We start from the raw sequence: 13,838 nt of genomic DNA on the forward strand, positions 1-13,838 counted from the left end.
TGGTTCTACACCCACCGCTGTTGAAGCAATGATCTTGGCACGTGGTTTGAGGTTGTAAGCCTGAACTGCTTCATCAGAAGCAATCAGTAGAGCTGCTGCGCCATCGTTGATGCCTGAAGCATTGCCCGCAGTAACTGTGCCATCTGCTTTCACAACTGGTTTAAGTTTGCTTAAGCCTTCAAGTGTGGTTGATGCACGTGGATGTTCATCGGTATCAATCACAACAGTCTCCCCCTTACGCTGGGGGATTTCAACTGCCACGATTTCTTTAGAAAAAAAGCCTTTGGCTTGCGCGCTTGCGGTGCGTTGTTGGCTCACCAAGGCAAACTGGTCCTGATCTGCACGATTGACGTTGAACTGTTCAGCGACGTTTTCGGCAGTCTGGGGCATGGTGTCTACACCATACCATTCTTTAAGTTTGGGGTTAATGAAACGCCAACCCATGGTGGTATCTTCAATCTTCTGGCTACGGCCAAAAGCACTGTCAGACTTACCCATCACATAGGGGGCACGGCTCATACTTTCCACACCACCTGCAATCACCAAGTTCGCTTCACCTGCTTTAATGGCACGGGCAGCAATAGCAATCGCATCGAGTGATGAACCGCATAAACGGTTAATGGTGGTTGCCGGCACCTGATACGGTAAACCAGCAAGCAGTGCTGACATACGGCCAACATTACGGTTGTCTTCACCGGCTTGGTTGGCACAGCCATAAATCACATCATCGACCTGTTCCCAATCTACACTTGGGTTACGCTGCATGAGGGCTTTAATGGGTACAGCACCAAGGTCATCGGCACGAACGGGAGCAAGGCCACCTGCATAACGGCCGAATGGAGTACGGATGGCATCGATGATATAAGCGTTTTTCATTCTTACATTTCCATTTTGAAATCTGTTGCTGTCATTGCTACATCGTGAAACTTTTTAGCATTTGCTGGTGCATCATGGTTACTAAGTTCGAAGTAGTCATGACGGAGTCTTATCGTGTTGAGTCAAATGCCAGTAGTTAATTCATGTCACTTTTTTAAAAAAGTAACCAAAAACCTTTGTTGAACAGAGGAGGCTTCCATGCCTCCCTGTCCAACGGGCGACATCCATGTCGCCTGTCACAATAGCGAATTACGGTAAAATCCAAATTAATAAACAAGAACCGCGTATTCAAAGAGTTCCATCCAGTGTTTCGCGTTGGCGACATGGATGTCGCCTCGTTACTCAGCACAACAGGGATGTTGTGTCTGAGTGACAAAGGATTTTTGCTACTTTTTATCCTTAAAAAGTAAGGTACTGCCTATACAAAGGGCTTTCGAAGACCACTATCATTTATAGGCTGTGGCGCTATTGATTAGCTGCCATACTCAATCAATTTAGAGACTTAATTCGTTGCATCAATCAAAGTCGCACCCGTTAATGCCTGTAACTCATCAAAGCTAAGACCTTCAACTTTCTCAATCACCTTTAAACCATCTTTGGTCACATCAATCACACACAGGTCGGTGTAAATACGGTCAACACAGTGCTTACCCGTTACCGGATAAGTCAACTCAGCCACAATCTTTGGTTCACCCTGTTTGGTCACATGGTCTGTGGTGATAAATACTTTCTTGGCACCAACCGCCAAATCCATCGCACCACCCACCGCAGGAATCGCATCCGGCGCACCTGTATGCCAGTTCGCCAAGTCACCATTCGCTGCAACCTGAAATGCACCAAGTACCGCAATATCAAGGTGACCACCACGCATCATGGCAAAAGAATCACCATGGTGGAAAAAGCTGCCGCCTTCTAGCATGGTCACAAACTCTTTACCCGCATTGATCAGTTCAGGGTCTTCTTCACCTGCAGCTGGTGGTGGGCCAAATGCCAATAGTCCATTTTCAGAATGAAGGAAAATATCTTTATCGTTAGGTAAGTAGCTGGCAATTTTAGTCGGTAAGCCAATGCCCAAGTTCACATAGGCACCATCTGGAATATCTTGTGCCACACGTTGTGCAATCTGGTCACGGCTGAGTTTCTGGTAGCTCATGTTATTTCTCCTTATTGCTTACTGTGCTGGCGTTACTTGTACAACATGCTGTACAAAGATACCTGGGGTGATGATGTGTTCAGGGTCTAATCCACCTAGCTCAACCACTTCAGAAACCTGAGCAATGGTGACATCCGCAGCCATGGCCATGATCGGGCCAAAGTTACGTGCAGATTTACGGTAAACCAAATTACCCCAACGGTCGCCCTTATAAGCTTTAATCAAGGCGAAGTCAGCCTTGATCGGATATTCAAGTACGTAATCTTTACCATCAATCTCACGGGTTTCTTTACCTTCGGCCAAAAGTGTTCCAAAGCCTGTTGGAGTAAATACAGCACCTAAACCCATACCGGCAGCTTGAATACGGCACGCCAGATTACCTTGCGGTACAACCTCAAGCTCGACCTTTCCGGCACGGTATAGTTCATCAAATACATAAGAGTCTGACTGACGTGGGAAAGAGCAAATGACTTTTTTTACTGAACCGGCTTTAAGCAGTTTAGCCAGACCATAGTCACCATTACCGGCATTGTTGCTCACAATGGTTAAGCCTTTAACACCGAGTTCAATCAGACCGTCAATGAGTTCAGCGGGTTGTCCTGCGGTACCAAAACCACCAATCAGTATGGTTGCACCATCTTTAATCTGCGATAGAACCTCGCTTAGTGAGGACTTACTTTTGTCAATCATGTGAGAAACCTTAGAGCATGAGGTAACGTGATGTATTACTACCGCTAAAAATTTATTGAAATTCTTAATGGTAGTAATAAATGGAGTAAATTTTGTGAGTCAAAAGCGAACTTTTAACTCACATACAATTTCAATTAAGCGCTAGCGCGACGACGTTCAACTTCAGTTGAAGGAGCAGCAGCGGCATCTTTAACAAGTTCAATGTTAAATGTGATGTGTTTGAAAGCGTGATCTAAACCACGGCGTTGAATTTCAGCTGGGTCAGTTACATCAACTGCTGTTGCCACTAAACCGTCACGAGTAGCGAAGGCAAAGTCATCCCATAAGTACTCATCACCCTCAATGTTGAATTGAGTAGTCAGCTTGCGGTAACCCGGTGCAGAAACGAAGTAGTGAACGTGAGATGGACGGTTACCATGACGGCCTAACTTATTAAGAAGAGCCTGTGTTGTACCTTCAGGAGGGCATCCATAACCAACTGGCATAGTGGTTAACGCTACATATTTACCATCTGCATCAGTGAAAATGGTACGGCGTAAGTTAAAGTCAGATTGTGACTTATCAAAGAATGAATAGTTACCTAAACTGTTGGCATGCCATACTTCAACTTTGGCATTTTCAATAATATTGCCATCAGTGTCAGTTACTTTACCTTCAATAATTAAGGTATCGATTTTGCCAGTTTCAGTTCCATCATCCATACGTGCAAAGCCAACTGATTCAGGCGCGCCAGCTACATAAAGTGGGCCTTCGATAGTACGTGGTGTGCCGCCATTAACACCAGCTTTGGCATCTGCTTCGTCTGCACGTAAGTCAAGATAATGTTCTAAACCTAAGCCAGCAGCCAAAAGACCAAGTTCATTTGCTTGACCTGCATCGGTAAAATATTCCAAACCTTTCCAAACTTCAGAAGGCTGGATGTCTAAATCTTCGATGGCTTGAAATAAATCCCCAAGAAGGCGCACTACAATTTGTTGAACACGTGCATCGACTTCACCTTTTGCTGTGTCGACATTCATTTGTTTTACAAGCGCATCAATTTGTTGACGGTTCATACTAAAACTCCTTAAGTATGCAATACGGTTTTGGGTGGCAGCGCTGCGGGCATTTTGTGTTGCTAGCAAATAGTTGCTACCACGTTCCTTGTTACCTTCTGAATAATCTGCTTGGTTTATAAATGGACTTCAGAGATCACATTTAAAACATTCTTTGGATTTACGAATCATCATCACGAACAGAAGATGGGTGACGGTTCATTGCCATCACTTCAATGTCCATGTATGGATAGAGAGGTAAACCCTGTAAAATGTTGTGCAATTCTTCATTGCTCTCGACATCAAAAATGCTGATGTTCGAGTACTGGCCTGTAATTCGCCAGATATGACGCCATTTACCTTGGCGTTGTAATTCTTGCGAATAAGCTTTTTCAACGGCCTTAATTTCATTTGCTTTGTCGGCTGGCATATCAAGTGGAATATGCACATCCATACGTACATGAAATAACATGGGAAACTCCTTATCCTGTTGCCTTAACGACGTAATTTCTCAATTTTATCTTCATCAATTTCAATGCCTAAGCCCGGAGCTGTTGGCAAATGCAATTCAAAGTTTTCGTAACGTAACGGCTCTTTTAAAATTTCTTCGGTCAGTAATAACGGACCAAATAATTCAGTGCCGAACGCTAATGTTTCAAAGGTTGCAAATACATGGGCCGATGCAATACTTCCTACAGGACCTTCAAGCATGGTGCCGCCATATAGGTCGATACCAGCCAAACCAGCAATTTTGCCAACTTCACACGCTTCGATCAGGCCACCAGATTGTTCAATTTTTACGGCAAATACATCTGCACCATGATTTTTTGCAATACGGTATGCACTGTCAGGTCCAGTTAAAGCTTCATCTGCCATAATGGCAACATCAAAACGATGGGTGAGGCGAGCAAGTGCTTCGGTATTTTGAATTGCACATGGCTGTTCAATTAAATCGATTCCACCATCTTGGAGCTGTTGAATACCATGAATACACTCAAGTTCTGACCATGCACGGTTTACATCTACACGTACACTAACATCAGCACCTAATGCTTTTTTAATCGCAATCACATGGTCAACATCTTGCTGTAAAGGACGTGCACCAATTTTAAGTTTGAACGTGTTATGGCGCTTTAGCTCAATCATTTTACGAGCTTCAGCAATATCTTTTTCCGTGTCACCAGACGCAAGCGTCCAAAGCACAGGTAAACTATTACGCAGACGTCCACCTAAAACTTCGCTTAATGGCACACCCAAACGTTTGGCCTGAATATCAAGTAGGGCAGTCTGAATGGCGCACTTGGCAAAGCGGTTACCATTAATATTTTTACGAATCAGTTTGAGTGTTTGTGCAACATTTAAATCTTTAACTGATGTCAGTAATGGTGCAAAGTAGGTATCAATATTGGCTTTGACACTCTCAGGACTTTCTTCACCATAGTTCAGCCCACCAATGGTGGTGGCTTCACCCCAACCGACAATACCATCCGTGGTCGTAATTTTAACGAGTACCAAAGTCTGGGTACGCATAGTAGTCACAGACAACTGGTGAGGACGGATAGTTGGAATATCCACAAGTATGGTTTCTATGGTTCTATACATGAAGTTTCAACTATTACGAACTTGTTTGTATACCATAGAAGAATGTAATAGCCTAAAATAGATATAGAACGGTATTTTAAGATACTAAAAAGGTATATTAATGGAATTAAGACATCTACGTTATTTTGTTACCGTTGTTGAAGAACAGAGTCTGACGAAAGCCGCAGAAAAGCTTTTTATTGCTCAGCCACCTTTAACACGCCAAATCAAAAAACTAGAAGAAGAATTAGGGATCGATTTATTCGAAAAAGGCTCTCGTCCATTAAAAGTAACGGAAGCAGGGCTGTTTTTTTACCAGCATGCGGTGCAAATTTTGACTCACACCGCTCAAGCTGCTTCGATGGCTAAAAAAATGAAGCTGGTCGAGAACGTTGTTAAAGTTGGTTATGTGAGTTCGCTTCTTTATGGGCGATTACCACAGGTCATTTATCTATTTAGGCAAAAAAATCCTGACATTCATGTCGAGCTTATTGAATGTGGTACACGAGATCAGGTAGAAGCATTAAAACTTGGCAAAATTGATTTAGGTTTTGGTCGATTACCAATTAGTGATCCAGCCATTAAGCGACTTCTGCTTAGAAAAGAAAAGTTAAAACTCGCAATCCATAAAAAACACCCATTAAGTGATTTCCAAGAGACAGGAATTTATTTATCTCAAATTATTAATGAGACGATTTTTTCTTATCCAACCACACCTAAACCAAATTTTTCGACCACTATTCAAGCTTTATTTACCAAATTAGGTCTTGTTCCGGCCAAGCTGACTGAAGTACGAGAAATTCATATGGCACTTGGCTTAGTGGCATCCGGTGAGGGTATTTGTATTATTCCGGAAAGTGCCTGTGATATTGGTATGAAAAATCTAACTTATTTAAATATTTTAGATTTAGAAGCCTATAGTCCGATCTCTCTATCCATGCGCAATATGGATCAAAGTTCCTATATTCCTAAAATCTTAGATTGCATTGAAGAGATCTATAGCGAAGAAGAAGTATCCAGAAATTTAAATTTATAACTTTTTAATACGTTTTAAATTGAATTATCATGTTATTTTAAAACTTTAAACCTATAGGTAATATGTAAAAGGAATTATTAAATGAGAAAAATTTTAGGTGTAGCGTCTCTCATTATGTCTACAGGTGTTGTACATGCTGAACAATTAAAAGAACAAGAAAAAATTTCTCCGTATAGTGCGAATGTAACTTTTGCAAGTCAATATATTTCACGTGGTTTCCAACAAACTTGGGGTAAACCAGCCTTACAAGGTGGACTGGATTATGCCAACCCGAATGGTTTTTTTGCAGGAACTTGGGCATCAAGTGTCAGCTCTAACTATCTGCGAGATGCCTCGGTTGAATGGGATTTTTATACAGGTTATTTAAAAACAATTGATAAATTCTCGATTGGTATGTCTATTTTTTATTACTACTATCCAGGCGCGAAAAGCACACCAGAAACGGGAAGTACGAGTTATAACTATGGTGAAATCGTACCTCAAATTGGCTATGGTCCTTTAAGCCTTAAATACTTTGTGACTTACACGCCAGATTACGCTGGTTATAACTCTAAAACCATGGGGGGATCTGCTGGTAAAAGGTCAAGAGGATCGAGTTATTTAGATGTTAACTTTACCCAGCCCATCAGTGAAACTTGGACTTTTGGTGCCCACTATGGCTATGAAAGAATCAAAAACTTTTCAGAGTCGAACTTTCAAGATGTTAAAGCCGAAGTAATTAAAGATTTAGGTGATGGTTGGAGTACAGGATTAGCCTATACCAAGGCATGGGATAAAAATGCTTATTATAAAAAGTATAGCAATGGTGAGCCGGGTGCACCTATTTCAAATCCAATTGATTCAACTTTTACAGTCTCTGTAAAAAAGGTGTTCTAATTTATAAATAAAAAGCCTGATCACTTTAATTTAGAGTCAGCAGGCTTTTTCTAATACATAGAGAAAATTATTTTTTAATTAAATCATAAGCCATCTTAGTGTCATCTAGCTGAACGAGTGAAGCATGGCGAGCAGAGAGCGGATCTTTATTTTCAATTGCTGTCAAAATTGCTTTATGTCTTGGTAGCGAATGGCCTTGCAAATTTGGACGTAAGCTTGTTACTTGAATTGATTGCTGCAAAGGTAAAACCAACATTTTTGACATATAAGCCAATAAGTCATTATGCGTTGCTTTAGCAATTGCTAAGTGAAACTGAATATCGGGTTCTATAAACTCTTCAACTGTTGTCGCTTTTTCCATGCCTTCATAGGCTTGTTTAATGCGCTCAATATCCTCTTCATTTGCTGTACTTGCCGCGATATAAGCAAGCTCTGGTTCTAGAACTCGTCGTACAGTAGAAAGGGTTTTAAAAAACTCGTGCTCAGGTGTCGTTTGAATCAACCAAAACAATACATCCGGATCGAGCAAATGCCATTCTTCTTTCGGTCTAACCACAGTCCCGATTTTAGGTCTTGAGTAAGTTAAACCTTTAGCATTTAAAACACGGATGGCTTCGCGAAAGACAGGGCGGCTGACTTTATATTCCTCACATAAATCAACTTCACTTGGGAGCTTTTCATTTTCTGAAATTTCTCCAGAAACAATTTTTAATCCCAATTGTTGAACGATTAATGCATGTTGGCTTTTGCTTGGAATAGGATTTTTATAGTCAGCTTTACTCATATTTCACTATTACGACATGTTGAATATCCTATGGTATAGATGACCTTGTGTTTTAACAAGATCATCTTTTTCAAGAATAAATATTAATGAGAATGACGTGGAACTTCCGAGCCGCGGCAACCGACCAAGAAATCAAAATCACAGCCTTCATCGGCTTGTAAAACATGTTCTACATATAGCTTACGGTAGCCGCCAATAAAACTTGGTGGAGCTGGAGGCGCTAAATTTTCAAGACGTTGCTGAAGTTCTTCATCACTCACTTCTAGGTGAAGTTTTCCAGCGTAGGCATCAAGTTCAATAAAGTCACCATTTTGAACTACAGCCAAAGGCCCACCTGCCATGGCTTCTGGAGCAACATGCAAAACTACAGTGCCATAAGCTGTTCCACTCATACGTGCGTCGGAAATACGGACCATGTCGGTAATGCCTTTGGCTAAAATTTTTGGTGGTAGTCCCATATTTCCGACTTCTGCCATGCCCGGATAGCCTTTAGGGCCGGCATTTTTCATCACAAGAATACAAGTTTCATCGACATCTAGATCTGGGTCATTAATACGGGCTTTATAATCATCGAAGTTTTCAAATACGACTGCACGGCCACGGTGTTTCATCAGTTCCGGTGTAGCAGCAGACGGTTTAAGCACCGCACCTTTAGGCGCTAAATTTCCGCGTAAAATACACATGCCGCCATCTAGTCGAATTGGGTTATCTATTTTCCGAATCACTTCATCGTTATAAATAGATGATTGCTGGCAATTTTCCCAAATGGTTTGTCCGTTTACGGTTAAAGCTTGAGGATGTGGTAAGAGATTGGCTTCACCCATGCGACGAATTACGGCTGGCAAGCCGCCGCTATAATAGAACTCTTCCATTAAAAAACGGCCCGAAGGCTGTAAGTCGACAATGGTTGGCATGCCGCGGCCAACACGGTTCCAGTCATCGAGTTGTAAATCAACCCCAATACGTCCAGCAATTGCTTTTAAATGAATAACTGCGTTGGTTGAACCGCCAATAGCTGCATTGACTTTAATGGCATTTTCGAAGGCTTCTTTTGTTAAGATTTTAGAAAGACGTAAATCTTCATGTACCATATCAACAATACGCATACCAGAAAGATGAGCCAACACATAACGGCGAGAATCTACCGCTGGAATGGCCGCATTGTGGGGTAAAGAAGTGCCTAGGGCTTCAGCCATACACGCCATTGTAGAGGCTGTGCCCATGGTGTTACATGTACCAGCCGAACGAGACATACCAGACTCGGCAGATAAAAATTCATTTAAATCAATTTTGCCTGCTTTGAGTTCTTCATGCATTTGCCAAACGATGGTACCCGCCCCAATATCTTTACCTTTGTGCTTACCATTCAGCATGGGACCGCCAGTCACTACAATGGCTGGAATATCACAGCTTGCAGCTCCCATTAATAATGCAGGTGTGGTTTTGTCACAACCTGTCAGTAAGACCACACCGTCAATAGGGTTACCACGAATAGCTTCTTCGACATCCATACTGGCTAAGTTACGGGTAAACATGGCGGTAGGACGTAAATTCGACTCACCATTTGAAAACACTGGAAATTCAACAGGGTAGCCGCCCGCTTCTAAAATCCCTTTTTTTACATGTTCGGCAATTTTTCGAAAATGCGCATTACATGGGGTGAGTTCAGACCATGTATTACAAATCCCAATAATAGGCTTGCCTTGAAACTCATGATCTGGAATTCCTTGGTTCTTCATCCAGCTACGATACATAAAGCCATTTTTATCCGTTGTACCAAACCAGGCAGCCGAACGAAGAACTTGTTTGTTATTCATACAAATTTCCCTATATAGTATTACTATTAGAATTAATTGAATTAAAAATACACCATAAATTTTATTTTTAAAAGGTTTGAAATTTAAATAGTATTACTATATTTTAAATTAAAAGGATAATTTACGAGCAAGATGCTCTATAAGTAAATAATAGGAAATGGAGTCGAACATGGATTTCGAAAAGGATGTAATACGGACGGTCACGTTTAAGCTGATACCTGCATTAGTCATACTATATCTGGTGGCATACATTGATCGGGCCGCTGTCGGGTTCGCTCATTTGCATATGGGTGCCGATGTAGGAATTGGTGATGCTGCCTATGGTCTAGGAGCTGGCTTATTTTTTATTGGATATTTTCTTTTTGAAGTTCCAAGTAATTTGCTTTTAGACAAATTTGGTGCTCGTAAATGGTTTACTCGCATTTTATTAACATGGGGCCTCATCACCATGGCCATGGCGCTTATTCAGGGCCCTAAAAGTTTTTATCTCTTACGGTTTTTACTCGGTGTAGCAGAGGCAGGTTTTTTCCCTGGTGTTTTATACCTGATTACACAGTGGTATCCGGTGCGGCATCGCGGAAAAATCATGGGAATGTTTGTGCTTTCACAACCGATTGCCATGATGATTGCAGGGCCTTTAGCGGGTCTATTACTTGGAATGGATGGCATTGCAAATTTGCACGGCTGGCAATGGTTGTTCGTTGCAGTTGGCTTGCCTGCAGTTTTATTGGCTTTACCTACATTTCTGTGGCTGCCCGATAACATTGATAAAGTAAAGTGGTTAAGCCTTGAACAAAAACAATGGCTTAAAACTGAACTTGTTAAAGATGAAGCTGAATACGACCAAACCCGACATGCCAATCCACTACATGCTTTAAAAGACAAACGCGTACTTTTATTAGCACTCTACTATTTACCGGTAACTTTAAGTATTTATGGTTTAAATCTCTGGCTTCCTACCATTATTAAGCAATTTGGCGGAGGTAGTGATATTCAAATTGGGTTCTTATCTAGCATTCCCTATATTTTTGGAATTATTGGACTTCTCATTATTCCACGTAGTACTGACCGCCTGAACGATCGTTACGGACACTTAAGTTTTCTATATGCACTAGGTGCTTGTGCAATGTTTTTAAGTGGTTGGCTAAATTCTCCAGTTATGCAGTTGGCAGCTTTGGCTGTAGTTGCGTTCTGTCTATTTTCATCGACTGCCGTGTTTTGGACACTACCTGGTCGTTTCTTAACGGGTGCAAGTGCAGCAGCTGGTATTGCCTTAATTAACTCTGTTGGAAATTTAGGTGGCTATGTCGGTCCATTTGGGATCGGACTGTTAAAAGAATACACGGGAAATATGGCTGCTGGTTTGTATTTCTTATCTATCGTCATGCTTTTTGGCTTGATTCTGACTTACATCGTCTATGCCAAGCTCGAACGCCAAAAAACACAAACAGTGAATATTCAAAAGCCTTTGTAAGGAATAAAACATGCAAATTATTCAATTTGAAAATCGTGCAAATCAACGTGCCGTCGCCAAAGTAGAAGGCAACATGGCATATCCGGTTAAAGATATTCAATCGGTTCGTGATTTAGCACTTTTAGCAATCCGCAATAAAGTTTCACTGGAACAACAAGTTGAGGCGTTAGGGTTTGAGTCCGAAACTTATGATTATTCATCTTTATTAGCAGACTTAAAGGTATTGCCGCCTTTAGATCATCCAGATCCAACGCATTGTTTAATTTCCGGTACAGGTTTAACCCATTTAGGTTCTGCATCTGCACGAGACAAAATGCATCAACAAAATTTAAGTGATGACAGCTCGGTGACCGACACCATGCGAATATTTCAATGGGGGCTACAAAAGGGGCGTCCAGCAGAAGGTCAGATCGGGGCACAGCCAGAATGGTTTTATAAAGGCGATGGTTCAATTGTGGTAAGACCGGGAGATGAATTACCTTTACCACCATTTGCCGAAGACGGCGGCGAAGAACCTGAAATCGCAGGCCTCTATGTTATTGGAGAAGACCTAAAGCCTTACCGAATCGGGTTTGCGCTGGGTAATGAATATTCTGACCATGTAATGGAGCGTCGTAATTATTTATATCTGGCCCATTCAAAATTACGTTTTTGTAGTTTTGGTCCAGCTTTACGGACAGGCGAATTACCAAAACATTTAGTCGGAACCAGCCGTTTGCGCCGTGATGGACAAATCATTTGGGAAAAACAGTTTTTGTCAGGTGAAGACAATATGTGTCATAGCTTGGCAAATCTCGAATATCACCACTTTAAGTATCAACAATTCTTAAAAGCAGGCGATGTTCATATCCATTATTTCGGTACAGCGACTCTATCTTTTGCCGATGGTATTCAAGCACAAGTTAATGATGAGTTTGAAATAGAGATGAAAGAGTTTGGTTATCCACTCAAAAACAAACTTGCTCATATGCAACCCGAGTTACCGATCGGTTCAGTTATCACACTCTAAGGAATATAAAAATGGTCATTGGACACAACTTTATTGGCGGTTCACGTAGCGCACAAAGTACAAGCTTATTGAAAAGTGTAAATGCAACAACTGGTGAAACTTTGCCTTATGAGTTTCACCATGCAACCGAGCAAGAGGTCAATCAGGCCTGTGAAGCGGCCAGTCAAGCGTTTAAGACTTACCGCCATACCACACCTGAACAGCGTGCTGTTTTTCTAGAAAATATTGCCGATGAACTTGATGCATTGGGTACAGATTTTCTTGAAATCGTTTCACAGGAAACCGCTTTGCCACTTGCACGCTTACAAGGTGAACGTGCCCGTACCAGTGGGCAAATGCGCCTGTTTGCCAAAGTGTTACGCCGTGGTGACTTTTTAGGTGCCCGTATTGATACCGCTTTACCTGAGCGTCAGCCTTTACCTCGCCCAGACCTGCGCCAGATTAAAATCGGTGTTGGCCCTGTGGCAGTTTTTGGGGCAAGTAACTTTCCTTTAGCATTCTCAACTGCGGGTGGTGACACTGCTTCGGCACTAGCGGCTGGATGTTCGGTGATAGTAAAAGCCCATAGTGGACATATGGCCACAGCAGACTTTGTAGCACAGGCTATTGAACGTGCCGTAGAAAAATCAAATATGCCTAAAGGTGTATTTAACATGATTTATGGTAATGGCGTAGGTGAACCACTGATTAAGCATCCTTTAATTCAGGCTGTGGGTTTTACAGGTTCATTGCGTGGTGGTCGCGCTTTATGTGACATGGCCGCAGCCCGTCCACAACTGATTCCTGTATTTGCTGAAATGAGCAGTATTAACCCGATGTTGATGTTGCCTGAAGCCTTAAAAAACCGTGGTGACAAAATTGCACAGGACTTGGCAGATTCAGTGGTTCTAGGCTGTGGTCAGTTCTGTACCAATCCGGGTTTAATCTTGGGTATTAAATCGGTCGAATTTAGCCAGCTCATTAGCAACCTAACCGACATTATGTGGGCTAAGCCTGCACAAACTATGCTCAATGCCGGAACCTTAAAAAGTTATACCGCTGGTCTTGAGCACTTAACCCAGCATCAAGGCATTAAGCATTTGGCAGGTCAAACTCAACAAGGCAATCAGGCTCAGCCGCAACTGTTTAAAGCTGATGTTGAGCTTTTACTGGCGGGTGACCAGCTTTTACAGGAAGAAATTTTTGGGCCAACCACAGTCATTATTGAAGTTGAAGATAAAGCCCAACTCATTCAGGCGCTACAAAGCATGAATGGTCAACTGACTGCGACTTTAATTGCCGATGAAGCTGACTTAACCGAGTTTGCAGATGTAGTGCCAGTTTTAGAGGAAAAAGCCGGTCGATTACTCATAAATGGCTACCCAACGGGTGTAGAAGTGTGTGATGCGATGGTACACGGCGGGCCATACCCAGCCACTTCAGATGCAAGAGGCACCTCAGTTGGAACCTTGGCCATTGACCGTTACTTAAGACCTGTGTGTTACCAAAACTATCCGCAAAGTTTATTG

At 42.0% G+C, this 13,838-nt stretch carries 13 protein-coding genes; 5 read left to right on the plus strand and 8 right to left on the minus strand.

Translation table 11 applies throughout. The features are described from left to right. The 6 genes from J582_RS22735 to J582_RS22760 all read right to left on the minus strand — a co-directional run. A partial coding sequence (locus J582_RS22735) for an acetyl-CoA C-acyltransferase (protein WP_032048650.1) occupies positions 1-876 on the minus strand: 876 nt, incomplete at its 3' end. A gap of 502 nt (positions 877-1,378) precedes the next feature. Continuing rightward, positions 1,379-2,029, minus strand: coding sequence for a 3-oxoacid CoA-transferase subunit B (locus J582_RS22740; RefSeq protein WP_032048651.1), 651 nt, complete (start codon positions 2,027-2,029; stop codon positions 1,379-1,381). 18 nt (positions 2,030-2,047) lie between these two features. After that, on the minus strand, positions 2,048-2,719 hold the full coding sequence (locus J582_RS22745) for a 3-oxoacid CoA-transferase subunit A (RefSeq protein WP_031982708.1): 672 nt from the start codon (positions 2,717-2,719) through the stop codon (positions 2,048-2,050). A 134-nt stretch (positions 2,720-2,853) separates the two neighbouring features. Further along, complete coding sequence (gene catA / locus J582_RS22750; protein WP_032048652.1) at positions 2,854-3,774, minus strand: catechol 1,2-dioxygenase; 921 nt, start codon at positions 3,772-3,774, stop codon at positions 2,854-2,856. 160 nt (positions 3,775-3,934) lie between these two features. Next, on the minus strand, positions 3,935-4,225 hold the full coding sequence (catC, locus tag J582_RS22755; protein ID WP_000897237.1) for a muconolactone Delta-isomerase: 291 nt from the start codon (positions 4,223-4,225) through the stop codon (positions 3,935-3,937). A gap of 23 nt (positions 4,226-4,248) precedes the next feature. Further along, a complete protein-coding gene (locus tag J582_RS22760) occupies positions 4,249-5,355 on the minus strand; it encodes a muconate/chloromuconate family cycloisomerase (RefSeq protein WP_004747037.1) in 1,107 nt (368 codons plus the stop codon). Between the two features lie 100 nt (positions 5,356-5,455). Here J582_RS22760 and J582_RS22765 point away from each other — a divergent pair, with 100 nt between their 5' ends. Next, positions 5,456-6,370, plus strand: coding sequence for a LysR family transcriptional regulator (locus J582_RS22765; protein ID WP_002050855.1), 915 nt, complete (start codon positions 5,456-5,458; stop codon positions 6,368-6,370). Between the two features lie 81 nt (positions 6,371-6,451). Continuing rightward, positions 6,452-7,246 (plus strand): TorF family putative porin, encoded by a 795-nt coding sequence (locus tag J582_RS22770; protein WP_032048653.1) that lies wholly within the window; start codon positions 6,452-6,454, stop codon positions 7,244-7,246. 67 nt (positions 7,247-7,313) lie between these two features. Here J582_RS22770 and J582_RS22775 read toward each other — a convergent pair whose 3' ends face one another. Both J582_RS22775 and J582_RS22780 read right to left on the minus strand, forming a co-directional pair. Beyond that, positions 7,314-8,030: a FadR/GntR family transcriptional regulator gene (locus J582_RS22775; protein WP_000029961.1), complete on the minus strand. Its 717-nt coding sequence runs from the start codon at positions 8,028-8,030 to the stop codon at positions 7,314-7,316. 83 nt (positions 8,031-8,113) lie between these two features. Further along, positions 8,114-9,847 (minus strand): IlvD/Edd family dehydratase, encoded by a 1,734-nt coding sequence (locus J582_RS22780; protein ID WP_032048654.1) that lies wholly within the window; start codon positions 9,845-9,847, stop codon positions 8,114-8,116. Positions 9,848-10,016: 169 nt separating this feature from the next. On the opposite strand from J582_RS22780, the gene abaQ reads away from it, so the two are divergent. From abaQ to J582_RS22795, 3 genes are all read left to right on the plus strand, one after another. Further along, positions 10,017-11,321: a multidrug efflux MFS transporter AbaQ gene (gene abaQ, locus J582_RS22785; RefSeq protein WP_032048655.1), complete on the plus strand. Its 1,305-nt coding sequence runs from the start codon at positions 10,017-10,019 to the stop codon at positions 11,319-11,321. A 10-nt stretch (positions 11,322-11,331) separates the two neighbouring features. Further along, positions 11,332-12,330: an AraD1 family protein gene (araD1, locus tag J582_RS22790; RefSeq protein ID WP_032048656.1), complete on the plus strand. Its 999-nt coding sequence runs from the start codon at positions 11,332-11,334 to the stop codon at positions 12,328-12,330. An 11-nt stretch (positions 12,331-12,341) separates the two neighbouring features. Next, a partial coding sequence (locus J582_RS22795; protein WP_032048657.1) for an aldehyde dehydrogenase (NADP(+)) occupies positions 12,342-13,838 on the plus strand: 1,497 nt, incomplete at its 3' end.

The sequence above is a fragment of the Acinetobacter sp. 1566109 genome, from assembly GCF_000582255.1.
Taxonomy (GTDB): Bacteria; Pseudomonadota; Gammaproteobacteria; order Pseudomonadales; family Moraxellaceae; genus Acinetobacter; species Acinetobacter nosocomialis.

What these genes read in the sequence shown, in the direction of transcription:
- J582_RS22740 (WP_032048651.1), bottom strand. Translation starts at nt 2,029, where the DNA reads ATGAGCTACCAGAAACTCAGCCGTGACCAGATTGCACAACGTGTGGCA.
- J582_RS22765 (WP_002050855.1), top strand. Translation starts at nt 5,456, where the DNA reads ATGGAATTAAGACATCTACGTTATTTTGTTACCGTTGTTGAAGAACAG.
- abaQ (WP_032048655.1), top strand. Translation starts at nt 10,017, where the DNA reads ATGGATTTCGAAAAGGATGTAATACGGACGGTCACGTTTAAGCTGATA.
- J582_RS22775 (WP_000029961.1), bottom strand. Translation starts at nt 8,030, where the DNA reads ATGAGTAAAGCTGACTATAAAAATCCTATTCCAAGCAAAAGCCAACAT.
- J582_RS22760 (WP_004747037.1), bottom strand. Translation starts at nt 5,355, where the DNA reads ATGTATAGAACCATAGAAACCATACTTGTGGATATTCCAACTATCCGT.
- J582_RS22745 (WP_031982708.1), bottom strand. Translation starts at nt 2,719, where the DNA reads ATGATTGACAAAAGTAAGTCCTCACTAAGCGAGGTTCTATCGCAGATT.
- J582_RS22770 (WP_032048653.1), top strand. Translation starts at nt 6,452, where the DNA reads ATGAGAAAAATTTTAGGTGTAGCGTCTCTCATTATGTCTACAGGTGTT.
- catA (WP_032048652.1), bottom strand. Translation starts at nt 3,774, where the DNA reads ATGAACCGTCAACAAATTGATGCGCTTGTAAAACAAATGAATGTCGAC.
- J582_RS22780 (WP_032048654.1), bottom strand. Translation starts at nt 9,847, where the DNA reads ATGAATAACAAACAAGTTCTTCGTTCGGCTGCCTGGTTTGGTACAACG.
- catC (WP_000897237.1), bottom strand. Translation starts at nt 4,225, where the DNA reads ATGTTATTTCATGTACGTATGGATGTGCATATTCCACTTGATATGCCA.
- araD1 (WP_032048656.1), top strand. Translation starts at nt 11,332, where the DNA reads ATGCAAATTATTCAATTTGAAAATCGTGCAAATCAACGTGCCGTCGCC.